7 protein-coding genes are annotated in these 15,260 nt (G+C 58.9%); 2 read left to right on the top strand and 5 right to left on the bottom strand.

From position 1 onward, the window contains the following. Position 1 precedes the first annotated feature (1 nt). The 3 genes from NXC24_RS33570 to NXC24_RS33560 all read right to left on the bottom strand — a co-directional run bounded on the left by NXC24_RS33570 (position 2) and on the right by NXC24_RS33560 (position 8,522). The gene (locus NXC24_RS33570) at positions 2–5,647 is read right to left on the bottom strand and encodes a lysozyme inhibitor LprI family protein (RefSeq protein ID WP_104827565.1); all 5,646 of its coding nucleotides are present in this window, start codon (positions 5,645–5,647) and stop codon (positions 2–4) included. A 308-nt stretch (positions 5,648–5,955) separates the two neighbouring features. After that, complete coding sequence (locus NXC24_RS33565) at positions 5,956–6,846, bottom strand: hypothetical protein (RefSeq protein WP_158704611.1); 891 nt, start codon at positions 6,844–6,846, stop codon at positions 5,956–5,958. After that, complete coding sequence (locus NXC24_RS33560; protein ID WP_104827563.1) at positions 6,843–8,522, bottom strand: molecular chaperone HscC; 1,680 nt, start codon at positions 8,520–8,522, stop codon at positions 6,843–6,845. The genes NXC24_RS33565 and NXC24_RS33560 overlap by 4 nt, the downstream gene beginning before the upstream one ends. Before the next feature lie 522 nt (positions 8,523–9,044). Between NXC24_RS33560 and NXC24_RS33555 the strand changes: the two genes are divergently transcribed. Continuing rightward, entirely contained in the window at positions 9,045–11,207 is a 2,163-nt protein-coding gene (locus NXC24_RS33555) for an adenylate/guanylate cyclase domain-containing protein (RefSeq protein WP_104827562.1), read from the top strand. Positions 11,208–11,221: 14 nt separating this feature from the next. Here NXC24_RS33555 and NXC24_RS33550 read toward each other — a convergent pair whose 3' ends face one another. Continuing rightward, positions 11,222–11,680, bottom strand: a complete 459-nt coding sequence (locus NXC24_RS33550; RefSeq protein ID WP_199773670.1) for a YHS domain-containing (seleno)protein — start codon at positions 11,678–11,680, stop codon at positions 11,222–11,224. Between the two features lie 58 nt (positions 11,681–11,738). After that, complete coding sequence (locus NXC24_RS33545) at positions 11,739–12,332, bottom strand: ankyrin repeat domain-containing protein (protein ID WP_104827561.1); 594 nt, start codon at positions 12,330–12,332, stop codon at positions 11,739–11,741. Positions 12,333–12,743: 411 nt separating this feature from the next. On the opposite strand from NXC24_RS33545, the gene NXC24_RS33540 reads away from it, so the two are divergent. Then, the gene (locus NXC24_RS33540; protein ID WP_245464125.1) at positions 12,744–14,915 is read left to right on the top strand and encodes a bifunctional diguanylate cyclase/phosphodiesterase; all 2,172 of its coding nucleotides are present in this window, start codon (positions 12,744–12,746) and stop codon (positions 14,913–14,915) included. Positions 14,916–15,260: the final 345 nt, after the last annotated feature.

The following is a 15,260-nucleotide window of genomic DNA, read 5'->3' as shown; positions in this document are numbered from 1 at the left end:
TTCACTTCAATCCCGTGGGCTTCAAACCGGCGCGCTGCAGATAATCATTGATAATTTCAGGCGGCGGACCTGCTGGCGGTGGTGACAATCCAACCACCGAGGGCCTGACGACGAGAGTCGGTGCGTCGGCCGGTGCACGCGCTTCCAGGAGGTAATAGCCTGCCGCTAGCTGCTTGAGCTGATTGACGCCTTCGCCGAGCACCTGGCCTTTGGCATCCAGCAGGTGGCCGATGGCAAGGTCCGGATCGGAACGCAGGCCGACGCCGATATTGCCGCTATTCTTGACCTCGAAGCCAAACAAGGCCGTCGCGCCCGGCGCTAACACCACCGGGGCTCCGACACCGTCATTCACCGGGACGACCGGTGTTGCCGTCATATCCAGACTGCCCGACAAGGGGCCTTCGTGCGTGGAATAGAGCGTCAGGACCGCCTCGCCCGCCGCGAGATAGCGGTGGAATTCGGCGCCCGTCGGAAAAAGCTGCAAGTCTCGGTGACCATTTTGCTCCAATCCGACAATGACAGGGGCGTCGGTGCTGACATCAAGCACGATCGGCGGATCCGGATCGAGGCGGAAGGCCATGGCCTCGCCTTCAAGCGTTACGCTCTGCGGCAGGGTCGTCGTTTTCGGCTCGGGCTTCGGCCAGGGCGACTCGCCGCCACGCTCCAGCCAAAGGGCCACAAGTCCGGCATTGTGATCGACGATCAACTGGCCGGGACCGGACACCGGGATGTGGTCGCCACGTAAGACCCGACCGTCGGCCCCGACGAAGGTGGCCGCGCCGCCGGAGACGTTCAGGACATCTCCCTTCATGGCATCAACCGCGATTTCTTCCGATCCGACCGTGCCGAAGAAGCGGCGCTTGATCTGATCGTTGCCGAGGGTAACGGCCTGTCCCGGCGACAGGCTGACGCGCGCGGAGGCTGCATCATTCGTCAGGTTGACCAGCCAGATTTCTTCGACTGACGTCGCGATGCTGCGCGACAGGGGCGCCGCACCGGACCAGACGTTCAACAACTGAGTGGTTGAAGGGGCAGAAACGACGGCGATCCCGGGCGCCAGGTCGAGCGTGAGCCGTTTCACCCCATTCGTCAGCTTCACCGGCCGCGCGCTAAGGGCTGGAATGGTCGCCGTATAGGTGCCATTTAGCTGCACCACCTCGAGTTCCGCCGCATCGATTGGCCTGAGCCGCATCTGCAGGCTTTCGTCGCTTGCCGCGTTCCAGACACGCAGATCCCTGTTATCGGCGAGGGCGACTGCGCTGTTGAGGCTGACACCCATGCCGCGTCCGGCCGTCAGTCCCGGCTGTCCAAAGGCCGAATCCGCGCGCCACAATCTTACTTTGCCTGGCAGCGGAGGTGTGGCGGGAACAACCGCCTGATCTCCCGGTGCAAGTGTCAGCGCGATCTCGGCATCGGTCTGTGCAGGGCTGACCTGCACATGTCCTGCTGCGCGCGAGACTAGCCACAGATGATCCGATTGCGGAGCAAAGAGTCCTGACGTGGCCGCCGTAAGCGGGCGATCGGCGCTTGCGCCCACAAGCAAATCCGCAGTGGCGCCGAGGTCTAGAAGGCCTGCCGATGGTGCATGCGCGAGTCCGACGTTCAGCGAAAGCCCAAGGCCGTCGATGGTGGTGGGCTCCAGAGAGACATCGCCGGGCTCATGCATATCGCGGGCGATACTGCGCGCGGCGATCTTGATGGGTGCGGTTCCGCCATCAAGGGTCCAGACCGATGCGCGCCATTGTGCTTCTTTCTCGGATCTAGGCCAGGCGATAACGGGCGAGCGGCCACGGGCAAAGGCTTGTGGCTTCCAATTGCCGTCGCCGTCCCGCTTTTCGACGGAGAGAACAAGGTCGCTGGTGGATTGCGCCGCCACCAGCGCCAGTTGGTCTTTTCCATTGGCCGGCAGGGGGAACATGAAGACAGAAGCGCCGTTGACTTCGGCTGTGCCATTCTCGGCAAGCGCCGGCTGCGGCTGCTCCTGCGGCAGGGCGAATTGAACCTCGATGTCCGAGGCATTGCCCTGATCGTCACCTGCTGCCTCTTGGCCGTCGCCATTGGAGTCTGCTTCCGAATTGTCGGAATTGTCATCCGATTGGCTGCTGCCCGTGCCCGAGGTTGCTGCTTGATCGAGGGCGAGTGTATAGGATCCGGCCGGTAGACGGGTTGACAGTGCGATGTTCCAGTCATCACTGCGCCCAGTCAGCCGCTCCAGGACGGTGCCATGTTCATCCTTCAGCACGCCCTTGATTTCGCTGCGGCCGAACGTACCGAGGCTGACGACACGGTCTGTCCCGACATTGAAGGAAAGCTCGGCGGGAAGGTTGACGAAGCGCGCCTCGCCGGGCTGGAGGTCCTTGGTGTTTAGGGTAATCTGGTAATCCAATCGGTCATCGTGAGCGAGGCTCATGAGATCGATCCGATAATGTCCGGCCTTCAACTTGCCGGTGAACCGCGGAGCGGCGACAAAGCGAGCGATCTGCTCCTTATCGTCGCGAAACAGGGTGCCGATCATGCCTTCGGTCAGATCGATGCTGATATCCGCGTCGGCAAGGAGATCGAAAGTCCAGCTATCGGGAACCCGCGCGTCGCTCTTGCCCTGGGGCTCGCGCCATTGAAGTGCCTGGGGCTGATTGAAGGCTAGCGGGTGTGGTCCGTGGCCCTGTAGCTGCGGCGGGTCGATCACGGGCCTCAGCCGCGCGACAAACCGCGTGTCGACGTCGCGCGGCAAGATCACGAGGCGGTAGTGCCCGGGCGTAAAATCCTGGCTAAGGCTGGAGAGCGGGCCTGGCGGGGTGAGTGGCCAGCCCTCCTCATCCTCCAGGCGAGCGGTAAGATCGCCGCCAAGGGAATAGAGATCAAGCTGATACGATCCCGCGTTCGCGATCTCGATCGGCACGATAGCGCCGCGCCCGCCGGAGAGGATTCCGCGGCTGGTGCCGTCGGCGACCAGGGTTGCGGCCGTCAAAAGCGAAGCCGGGGTAACGGCAATGCCAAGATGCCCGGAAGAATTCTGTGCGGAAACATCGACCTGATAGGTTCCTGCGCGCAGATAGGTTTGCAGTAGCGCGTTGTGGCCATCGCCATTATCGGACGCTTCCCCCAGCCCCGGCAGGAATGACGTGCCGAGACGCAGTGACGTCTGCAAACGGCCGAGGGTTTCGACGCGATAAAGTCCCCCTTCCGTAACATCCAGCCGGTAGGTTTTCTGCGCGTTTTCGGCGAGATCGAGAAACAGGCGTTGACCGGCAATCAGCGGAGATGCGGGTGCTGGCTGCACGCTCTTCCGCGCCGCAGAGGCATCAGCCTGCCAGGTGACGACTATGGACCGGGCAGCGGCCGGAGCAGGGAAGCGCAGCGTCAACGTCCGGCCTTTTGCATCTACCCGTTGGTTGCTGGTAGCAAAAGCGACCGGCGCATTGTGCATGTCGACGGCGGCGATAGTCCCCCCGGCGGGCACATGGACGTCGATGCGCAAATCTGCTGGTGATGCCGGTCGCGACAGGGCATTCGCATCATCGGAGGCGCTGCCTTTCACCTGCGGCACGGGCGCTGGGATATTCGAATTGGGCTGGTTCTGCAGGGGCTGCGGCTGAGCAGAAGCATCTGTGGGCTGCCAAAGCGCCAGTGGCCGCGCCTGCAGGTCTGCGGGCAGGGCAACGGCACGAGGCCCGGTCAGCAGGCCGGGCGCGGCATTGGTGATGATCTCATAGCGCGTGGCCTTTTCGGCTTCCCGGATGCCAAACGAAATAGTCGTGCGAGCCGGGGCGGCGGGTTGTGGCGGCGGCGCAAGGCCCGGTGTGCCGAAGGTGAGGTCGACGATGCCGATTGCATCATTGTCGGGCAGCAGGCGCAGCAGATAGTAGCCGGCGTTTAGATCGAAACGATCGGGATTGCGGCCATCGGCGCGCGGGGCATTGCCAACCAGAATCGGGCTGATGTCGGCATGCACGGCAACGCCCGAGGTGCGGATCCCGATCTGGCCTGCTTGTGTCATCTCGAATAGCAGCGAGGTCGGCCCGCGCAAATTGAAGCGCCGCCGCCAAGCCTGGCCTGGACCCAGATGAGGCGTGTCAGAGGCCACGATGGTGGCTTTGCCGCTGGCATCCTGGCGCAAGAGCAGAGCCGTGGCCGGAATTTCATCGCCGCCTTCGCCAGCAACGTCGAGACTAATGAGATTGGGCACCGAGCCGTCGAATTGTGTCTGGTTGCTGAACCGAAGTCCCCGGACCTGGAAATGCTGGCCTTCATAACCGGAGACTTCGACAATGCTCGGCTGGCCGTCCGTCGATAGCGAAAGCGTGGCGGTCGGTTCGCGATTCGATTTGCCGATTGCAGCACTTTGAAAGCTAGTCGCCGTGCTGGAAATCCGACCGGCCCGGAGCACCGCCGGCGCCGATTGCGGTAGCTCGAGACGGAAGGTATCGAGATCCGCCGGAGCGTCAAAGCGTATCGACCCAAAGGGCCCGATGTCGCCTTCGGCAATCCCTCCGGCCAGCGACCTCTGCGTGCCGGTGCGGATATGGAATGGCTCAGCCATGTCCGAGTTGGTCCAGACAAGCTTCTGGCCGCCATAGGCCGTCACGAGGTAATGGCCGGGCTCGACCGTTCCCGTCAGCGTTGCCCGGGTCATGGGGAGACCCGGCTTCAGTTCAAAGATCGACATTTTCGGCGAGAGATCGACAATGTCGGTGCCGTTTCGCCACAAGCGCAGATCCTGAAGCGAGCGTCCGACCGCTTCTATATCGACGCGCCCGGATTCGGGAATGTCGATCCAGTAGGATCTTTGTTGCAGGTCGCTTAGATCGGCATGGATGGGGGTGACGGAGGTCAAAGCGGCGTCAGGCTGTTCAAGCTCCTGGTAGGCTTGTGCGGTAAGCTTGGCTTCGCCAGCGGCTCCCTTGGCTCCGAACACACGAATCTTATAGATGCCTTTGTCGAGCAGCGCATCGATCCGGCCGTCGCTGACGCCAGGTGCGCCCATACGGTCCCCTGGTCCTGCGATCATATCGACAAGCTGGAGTGCCACACCGGAGGTGCTCTGTGTGCGGATGGTGATATGGCCGGGCGTGTCGACGGTCAGCAAGGTGCTGCCATCGTGATCGGCAGGCAATTGATCCAACGCCAAATGCGGCTGCGACACTGGCCGGGGCAGGGCTTTGGGGGACGCTGGTTGAGATGCCGCGGCAACCGATGGCGCGGGTGTATCTTGTGCCGCCGCCGACTGTGTCGCCGGTGCTGTTGATGCCGCAGGTTCGACGCCCTGGGCAGCTTCGGGAGGCTGCTGGCTTGGAGGAGCGCTCGTAGCTTTCAGCGCCGCAAGACGTGTCTGATAGCTTGTTGCCAAGCATGTCGACAGCCGGACCGGGTCGGTGTCCACACAGGATTTATTACGGTCCGCCAACCAGCGGCGTTGTTGCTGGCGCAGGTCGTTGAGTTTTGTCGGGTCTCCGCTTAGATCCGTCAACGCCTGACGATAGGCGGCCGCCAAGGCGGTATCCTGAGCAATTAGGGCTGGAGAAGTACAAATCGCTTTTTCGATAACGGTCTGTGCCTTGCTGCAATCAAAAGATTGCGCGTGGCAGACCGTCGAAAAAAGACCACAACCGAGACCAACAAGCACACGAAGGCGGGAGACGAAAGTCATGAACAACTCGTTTCTTAGGTGGCCAGCACGTTAGTCAATATGAACTATCGTTGATCAAGACAAGAGCGCCATAGCGGATGCATCAAGCTGAGAACCGCCAACGAACTAAATGTTTGATGGCGGGACTGCGATACCCTTTCCGGCTGCCCCGAAGGCGGATAATGCAAGTGGATCCGTGCGCGCTGCGGACCGGCATTCATGGCCAAAGTTGATCAATTCAACCTCTTGGCCCCTGACCGGTTTCCGGTCCCCCTGGCATCTCCGGAGTTACTGAGAAAGCGAGGGGCGCAAAGGCTTCCGGTCTCCATTCATCCAAGCTTTTGGATTAGGTACATCGCAAGGAGGGCGATGAACGGCATAAAGGGCCTGAAGTTAAATTCTCCCTTTGGCGGTGCGGCTTTCCTGATCGCCGCCGCCTGTTCAGCGCGCCGTGCCAGTTGTTCAGCCCGTCGTGCCAGACCTCGTTTACCGAGTTCATGCTGAGGACGCTGTTCCGCCCATATTTGCGAAAGACGCCATTTGAACCCATCCGCCCGCTCGCGCCCAATAACCGCATAGACCTTGCGATCGTTGGCACTCCAACCGAATTCTTCATCATATGCGAGGATCAATTCTCGATCCCGCCGATGGACGGGTACATGGGGGAACCATAAGGTGCGTTCGCAATACTGTGTAATGTTGCAAAAGCTCTCGATGATCGCTGGCTCCAATAGCTCGCGCATCTGCGTCGGAAGCTCGCCGATCCGCAAAAGGAAATTGTTCCAGCCATCGAGATCGACATAGACGCTGGACATATTGTGCAGTTTTCCCAATTGGGTCTTGAGCGCCGCAAGATCGACCGTAGATGACGGCCCGCCGGGGAGGGCTTGTTCCGCCTCGATGTCATCCGTACGCTCGTCGAGCGGGGGCGGCAAAATTTTGGCAGTAACCGGCGGTCTGTCAGGCGTCGAAGCCGCAAGTATTGCTGTCGGATATGGGAGCGGTTCGACAGGTGCGAACTCGTCATGCTTCGTTCGATGCTGAGCTGTTTCGGCAAGGACAAGCGCACGGTCTCGGGCTTCGACGAGAGTCTGGAACCCGGTGGGATCCTCATCTGGTCTGATTGTCTTCAGCTTCTTGGCGTAGGCTCGACGGATAGCGGACATGTCCGCCCCCGGTTCGAGCTCAAGAACTGACCAGGGATAGCCTGTCATGGTCATTGGAATCCGCGCCCTTCAAAAGCGTCCAAGCGTTGGGAAAAGCTTTTGCGCTCCGCGTCGCCTCGCGTCCGGCTCTGGTCGAGGTCGTGTACGAACTGCAGAAGAAGCTGACGGATGAGTTCACGCGTCTCTCCGAGATGCTCGGCATACAAGCGCTCCGCTCGTGAAATCAGTGCTTGATTTGGAAGTTGGTCGCGCGGGTGAAGCTTGATCTCGGCAAGAGCGGCAAAACGCCGATCGAGCTCTGCTTCCGAAAGGCCCACATCATTGTGGAAGACCGCTCTGGCGGTCGCGCCGGTGCTGATAACCTTTGCCTCTACCTCCAAAGCACCGTTAACGTCGTAGGTGAAACGAGTTTCAATTCCCTCTGCGCCGGCCTTGTTTGGGGGCACGGTGACCTCGACCTCGCCCAAGTAGACGTTTTCGTTTGGCCGGAGGTTTTCGCCCTGATAAACTTTCAGACTGACTTGGGTCTGGTTATCGTTGACGGTCGAAAAGAAGCCAGCGCGCGACACCGGAACGACCGAGTTTCGCTGAATCAAGGGCTGCATCATCCCACGGGATCTGTCGGACAGGTCGACAACCGCAACGCCCAGAGTGTGAGGCGACACATCGGTCATAACGACGTCTTCGAGCGCAGTCGCCCGGCTTACCAAGCCTGCCTGAATCGCGCTTCCCAGCGCGACTGTCTTGTCTGGATCGATATTGACGAGGGGAAGCCGCCCAAACAGGCGAGCCACAAGCGAACGCACCATCGGCATGCGTGTCGCCCCACCAACGAGAATGACGGCATCGAGCTCTGAAACCGAAACACGTGCGTCCGCGATTGCACGCTCCAATGGAGTGCGCAATCGCCGCAAAAGTGGGGCGGCCGACAGCTCGAATTCATCGCGGCCTATGCTGCCTTCGACTAGTTCGCCGTGGATCTTGAGAGAATAAGTGCCGGCAAGAGCGGATCCGAGGTCGATTTTTAGCTGCTCGCAGCTTCGTTTCAACGAGCTTCTTTCAATGGCGCTTAGCCGATCCATGTCCAAGGAATGAATACGAAGAATTTCTCTTTGGAGGACTTCCGTAAAGTCGTCACCGCCAAGTGCGGTATCGCCGGTTGTCGCCCGAACCTCCATCACCCCATCATATTTGTCGAGGACGGAGACGTCGAAGGTTCCGCCACCGAGATCGAAGACTAGAAACTTCCCTTCCGAAACCTCTGAGAAACCATAGGCAAGGGCTGCAGCCGTCGGTTCGTTGATGATCCGGCGCACCTTAAGACCGGCCAATCTGCCGGCAGCGATCGTCGCTTTGCGCTGATGTTCGTTGAAATAAGCTGGAACGGAAATGACCACCTCGGAAACTTCTTCTTTGAAGAAGGCTTCCGCATCCGCCTTCAATGACCTGAGCACGAAGGCGGACACTTCCTCTGGCCGCAAGGACAGATCGCCGAGCATGATGGCGTGGTTTGTGCCCATGAATCGCTTGAAGGAGGATATTGTCCGTTCTGGGTGGGTGATCAGGCGATCTTTCGCGGCCTTTCCGACCAACACAGCGCCATCTTCGCCCAAACCAACGACCGAAGGTGTCAGCATTTCCCCATGGATATTTGGAGCTAGTTTCGGTTCATCGCTGTCGAAGGCTGCGATAAGGGAGTTGGTCGTGCCGAGATCAATACCGTAGATCATGTGTGGTTCATTTCAAGGAAGGCGTGGTTTCGGGCCGCCGATTTTCCGACCACTTCGACCGTGGCAGCCGCATGGCACCTCTACTAAAGATCAGAAGAATATGCCAGAAATAGTTGCATTCGTGTTGAATGGTTTGTTAGTTGCTACAACTTTCGCTAAGCGGCGCGACTGCTCTCATCGCTGCCGGTTTTCATCCTGATCGCCATGACTGCAACAGCGCCCATGGATGTCCGAGTTCGGCTCTGGCAGGGGTGAAAGTCATTTCTTAATCTCCTGTCGGCCGCCACTCCTTTGTAGCGCCAAAACTTTTCTGCGAGCGCTTTCAGCTCTGCGGTCGCCAGGTCGCCGATTCATCGGCGGGAAATTGGAGCCTGGGTCATCTTCATCGCGAAGCATCGTGTCGTCTCGGAATAGAAGAAGCGGGGGGCCAAGTTATGCCGTAAACGACCGTGCTCCGGTGCCAGCGCGCCTAAGACCGTGGTAAGATGCTTAGCTCTCTGTATCGAAGGGGTGGGCAGAGAAATGGAGAGGCGTCTCGCCGCGATACTTTCCGCTGACGTCGTTGGCTATAGTCGCCTCATGGGAGTGGATGAGGGCGGTACGCTTGAGCGGTTGAAGGCATGCCGTCGGGACCTCATCGATTCCGCCATCAAAGAGCACCATGGCCGGATCATCAAGCTGATGGGCGACGGCGCGCTGGTCGAATTTGCTAGTGTTGTGGACGCGGTTCAATGCGCGGCCGTAATCCAGCGGAGTATGTCCAGCAGAGACCAGGGAGTTTCCGAGGAACAGCGCATTCGGTTTCGCATCGGGGTCAATCTCGGCGACATCATTGTTGAAGGCGATGACATCTATGGCGACGGCGTCAACATAGCCGCCCGCCTGCAAGGCATTGCCGAACCTGGCGGAATTTTCATATCCGGCGCCGCATTCGACCAAGTCGCACACAAGGTCGATGTCGGCTTTTCGGCGCTCGGCGAGCATCGGCTGAAGAACATAGCGGATCGGGTTCGCGTCTACCGCGTTCTGCTTGACCCAGTCCACACTGGCAAGGTCGTCTTTGCCCCTCGGGCAAAGTCGCGGGGTATGGCGCTGTTGGCGCTCGCAGCGCTATTGATCGCAACCACTGCGGCTGTCGTCGCATGGCAATGGCTTTACAAGCAACGCCCATCGATCGCAGTGCTACCTTTTGCCAACTTGAGTGACCAAACCCAGGATTATTTCGCCGATGGTATTACCGACAACCTGATTACCGATCTAACCAGGCTGTCGAAACTTGACGTCATCTCCCAGAATTCCGTCTTTGCCTACAAGGGTAAGCCCCACGTTCTGGCAGACATACGCCGTGATCTCGGCGTGCGCTTTGTCGTGGAGGGCAGCGTGCAGCGAATTGGCGACCTGATGCGCGTCAACGCACAACTGATCGATACTAACAGCGGCGACCATCTGTGGGCCAATCGGTTTGACCGCAGCGGGGCGGACGTGTTTGCCGTGCAGGACTCGATGAGCCGCCAGATCGCCAATGCACTCGGTCTGAAGCTGACGTCGTCCGAGGCAGAGCGAATTGCGCGTCCGCCGACCGCCAATCTCGAGGCATATGATTATTATCTGCGTGCCGAGCAGGCGGCCCGTACCGGACGTCGTTCCCTGATGCTGGAGGCATTGGCGCTGTTTGACAAGGCTGAGGCACTGGACAGCGGCTTTGCCGAAGCCTTCGCGTCCGATGCGCACGCGACGGCCTATGTCTGGCGAAGCGCGTATGATGACGTCCTCCAGAGCGCCCTGGCGCGAAAAAGGGCCTATGACAAGGCAAGTCGCGCTCTTGCCCTCGATCCTGAACTACCGTCGCCTTATGCGGTCCTCGCCATCATGCAGGTCGTGGACCGACGTTACGAGCAGGCTATCGCGTCGGCGCAGAAGGCCGTGTCGCTCGGCCCCGCCGATGCCGAAGCCCATATGGCGGTCGCATATGTTCAAATGATCTCGGGCAATCACGCCGACGCCGCTGCGGCCGTCGAGAAGGCGCTCAGGTTCGATCCGAACCTCTCCGCCATCGATCGATACACGGCTGGCATGATTTTTTATCTGCAGCGCGATTACGAGAGGGCGATAGACAATTTCAAACGCGCGGGCTACGGCTCTCAAGGCAACGGCGAGTTCGTTACCCCACTCGCCATGGCCTATGTCCGTGTCGGTCGCATTGATGAGGCTCGAGCGACTGTCGCCGAAGCCGAACGTCTTCTCGGGGGGCGCGACAGCATCGCGGCCTGGCGGCTCGGCAATGCCCATTTCAGGGAAGAGGATTTGGCATTTATCCTAGACGCGCTGCGCGAGGCCGGGCTGCCGGAATGGCCGTTCGGCTTCCAGGGCGACGAGCAATACCGGTTGAAGGGTCCCGAGATCGCGGCCGCCGTCATGGGCAAACTTCTGCGGGGAAAGACCGAGCCGTCCGAAAGCCCTGCGCTCATGCAAGTCCAACTGGACGGCAAGGCCGCATTCCGCTCCGCATCCCAGATGATGACCGAGAAGGTTTCTGTCAAAGGGGACCTGCTTTGCGAGCAAAGTGAAAACGCGTTTGGCCGACCCGATTGTGGCCCGGTCTATAGACACGCAAACCCGGCCGACGAAACCAGCTATGCTTACGTGAATTCGACCAAGGTCTTCTATTTTTCGCCTGCCCAATAGAGCCTTTTTAGTGGTCAGTGATACTGATCCAGTTCGAGATCGGCCGCGACCTTCGGCCATTTGGCATCGGCCTTGGTCACAGTGTCCGCCGGATGCGCGGCAAACTCCTCCGCATACGCCTGGTCATACATCAGGTAAAGCTTGCCTTCGACAATCTTGAAGGCTTCTGGATCGATGTTGACCGTGACGGACCCGCTGCTTACCTCGCCCGCGCAATAGCCGCCGTATTGAGGCGCGTATTTAAGCGGTTCGCTCATAAACATCTCGCGATGTTTGGCACTGGCGAAATGCCACGGCGTCCCCATCCATTCGTAGGAGATTTTTTCCGAGCCTTTCGTCGCTTTGCCTTCGGTAAAGTAGGCGACCGTGTCGTATCCCATGATGGCGACACCGCCGAAGTACCCCGTGTTTACCGAGTCGTCGGCCATGGCTGGCGATCCACCGACAATGTCTGCGACAGCCAGACCGATCATTGCCAAAGAGCGACCAATGCATTGTGCCCCGTTTCCAAAGTGCATCTGCGCCTCCTGTTTATTCATGGATTTCCATGCACTTAGCGTAATTCTCCTCGCCGAGAACGCTGGCCGGAGGACATGCCACGCCATGCCGCTTGAACAGACGGACGATATCGACATTGCCTTTCCACATGGCCCTCGTGATCGGCGCGTAGCCGTGAACCTCGGCGTGGGTGACGTCAGCCCCCTTCGCAAGCAAAAACTCCGCGAGGAGGACGTGGTTCTCTTCGCCCGCAACCATGAGCGGCGTAACACCCGCTTTGTTGGACGCATCGTCGAGAATTGCTCCGTGCTCCAGGAGCAGCTTGCTGATGGGTACGTTACCCGAAAATGCCGCGGCATGAAGGGGTGTAAAGCCGCCTGCATTCCTTGCCATGACATCGGCATTTCTGCCTATCAACAGCTCGGCTACGGCAAGCTGATTTTCGAGCGCGGCGTTGATGAGTGGTGTCGCCTGGTCGTGAGTGCGGCTGTTGACATCGGCGCCCGAAGCCAGAAACTGTTCCACGGCAACGGTGTTTCCCGCTGAAACGGCATCGAACAAGGGATCGCCCGCGGCCCCCATTGTCGCTGCAAAAAACAACGCTACCGATGTAAGAAACCGGCGCATAGCTTTCACCCTAAAGTTTCTGACAGAATAGCACGCCGTTGGGGCTTAGGCTACCTTGCAGCGCTGTCGGCTGTAGCAGCGAGCGCACAGACGACGTTTCTTCAGGGAGCAATAGAAGAAGGAATTTCCGCCAAGCGCGCACTTGTGCATGGTTGCGGTTGCCTGCGCAAGGCTGTCCATTTTACGATCTGCAGTCCAAATTGCGCAACAAGTTGTGTTTGCCGCAATCGGCGATGTACTTTGTTAAGGACTCTGTACTCAAACTGCATTGCGCCTATTCATCTTCTTTCTTGATCGATGAATTCGCTGAGCCTTCAACTCCGCTCGAATGAATTGTGCGGTTCTTCCCGATGAAAGTTCGACCGGATGTATGACACCTCCTGTCCCTTTGCCGGCAGGAGGATCCATGTGATGCTGCTATCTCTCTCCCATAACTGGCAGGCGGATGGTTCGTTTGCGGATAGCGCTTCAGTTGCTCAGCCCGGCGCGATTGCCCGCGTGGACGAGTCTAGCCGGCACGAGAAGCAGAGGCTTGAAGATGCGCTTGAATTCGCGGAAACGATCATCGCCGCCATCCCTGATATTCTGTTTGAGATGGACCGAAACGGACGGTATCTCCAGATATGGACAAAGCATCCGGAACTTCTGGCTGCGACCAAACAACAACTGCTGGGCAAAACGGTAAACGACGTCCTCCCGCCTGAAGACGCGGCGGCTGCGTTGCGCGCCATCCGCGAGGCCGACGAGAAAGGCGCCAGCGATTGTCACGTCATTCGCATCGTCCAACAGAACGGCGAGTCCCGATGGTTCGAGCATCATGTTGCAAAGAAAGCGGGCAGTGAAACATCCTCCCAAACGTTTCTTGTTCTGTCACGGGATGTTACCGAACGGAAGCTGGGAGAGCATATTCTAGATGAAGCGCGAACACGCCTCCTCACGGTACTTCAGACTATACCCGACATGGTATGGTTGAAGGATATCGAGGGCGCCTATCTCCTTTGCAATCACGCCTATGAGCGTCTGATCGGCAAGTCGGAGTCCGAAATTGTTGGCAAAACGGATCTAGACCTGTTTGACGCCGACGTCGCACGCCTTTTCCGCGAAAGGGAGCTGGAAGCGATCCGTGCCGGAGGCGTCGTGATCAATGAGAAATGGGTCACACACCACGACAGTGGACAACGCATACTTCTGGAAACACGAAAGGTCCCAATCGTTGGCGCCGAGGGAAAGACAACGGGTGTTCTCGGCGTGGCCCGCGACATTACCGAGTTGAACGCCTCCCGCGAAAAAATTCATCGGATGGCCTTCTACGATTCGCTTACGGACTTGCCCAACCGGGAACTGTTCTTTGGGCGGTTGCGGCAAGCGATGGCAGATGCTGAGTCCCATCGCCAAGTTGTAGGCGTCATGATGATGGACATCGACCATTTCAAAGCCGTAAACGACACGATGGGACATCCCGTCGGCGACGAACTGCTTTGTCAGGCGGCCAGACGCTTCCAGGCAAGCGTGCGCAGCGCCGACACCGTGGCCCGTCTCAGCGGCGATGAATTCGCCATCCTCTTGCCAGACATCCGGCACGCGGACGATTTGCGCGATATCGCCACCAAGATGCTCAAAACATTCGACGAACCCTTCCTGCTCGACGGCAGGGAAGTCTTCGTCTCATGCAGCATCGGGATCGCGCTCCATCCAGAGCATAGCACTGATGCAAACGATCTCGTCAAATATGCCGATTCCGCAATGTATTTGGCAAAGCGTCTTGGGCGGGGAGGCTTCCAATTTTATTCGAGGCAACTGACAGCAGACGCGCAACACCGCCTGATGCTGGAATCGGAATTGCGCCGGGCCATCGAGCGCTGCGAACTGGAAGTGTACTACCAACCCAAGGTACTCGTCGAAAACGGCAGGATAGTCGGCTCGGAGGCTCTCCTGCGATGGCATCACGGAAAGATGGGCATGGTTCCTCCGGCTGAGTTCATTCCGATTGCCGAGGACACTGGATTAATCGCGGATTTGGGCCGATGGGTATTTCGCGAAGCCTGTCGAACCGCGGCAGAATTGAACGCCGACACCCCAGCGTCTCACAAAATGGCGATCAATGTCTCATCCAGGCAGTTCCAGCGATCTGATCTGCTGGAGATGGTAACCCAGATTCTCGATGAAACCGCCTGCCGCCCTGAGTGGATCGAGATTGAGATCACGGAAAGCCTTCTGCTGGATCAACAATACGAGACACTGGCCACTCTTTGTGCCCTTCGGACGATGGGAATCTCAATTGCCATCGATGATTTCGGTACCGGCTATTCGGCGTTGAATTACTTGGCTCGCTTTCCCATCGACACCCTGAAAATCGATCGATCATTCATCAGCAGTGGCGACAAGCGCAGCGCAGAGCTAGTCAAGGCCATTCTCTCGATCGCCCGTTGCCTTGGGCAAAACGTCGTGGCGGAAGGTGTCGAGACGGTCGAACAGGCGGCGTTCCTAAGGGCTAACGGATGCGACGCGGCACAAGGGTTCTTGTACAGCAAGCCCGTGCCAAAAGCCGAATTCGTGAAGCTGCCGCAGTTCTTGAAGGTCTGATCGGGATTGATGCCAAATGGACGTCGTTCGGTCTGAAGGGCGCGTTTCATGCGCGCTATTGTTTAGTGCCGGCTTCGAAATTTCGTCATCGCGGCCATGGTAGGACGAGATGATGGAGCATCGCTGAGACGTCCCCATTTCAACGGCTTGAAGCTGATTGCCGTCGCCGTGGCCGCGTAGGATCCGGAGACGCGGCATCGATTCCCGCTCCTGACAGTCATTCCCAAATCGAACCGCCGCTTTCCCATTTGCCCCCAACGTGGTGAAAGCGGCGGCTCGACTGCCCCATTGGAACTATGCCTCTGGGGCTTCTCTACCAAATCAGATTTGATCAAGGGCACATTG

Source organism: Rhizobium sp. NXC24 (assembly GCF_002944315.1).
Lineage (GTDB): Bacteria > Pseudomonadota > Alphaproteobacteria > Rhizobiales > Rhizobiaceae > Rhizobium.
This window is presented reverse-complemented; position numbering and strand designations above follow the sequence as displayed.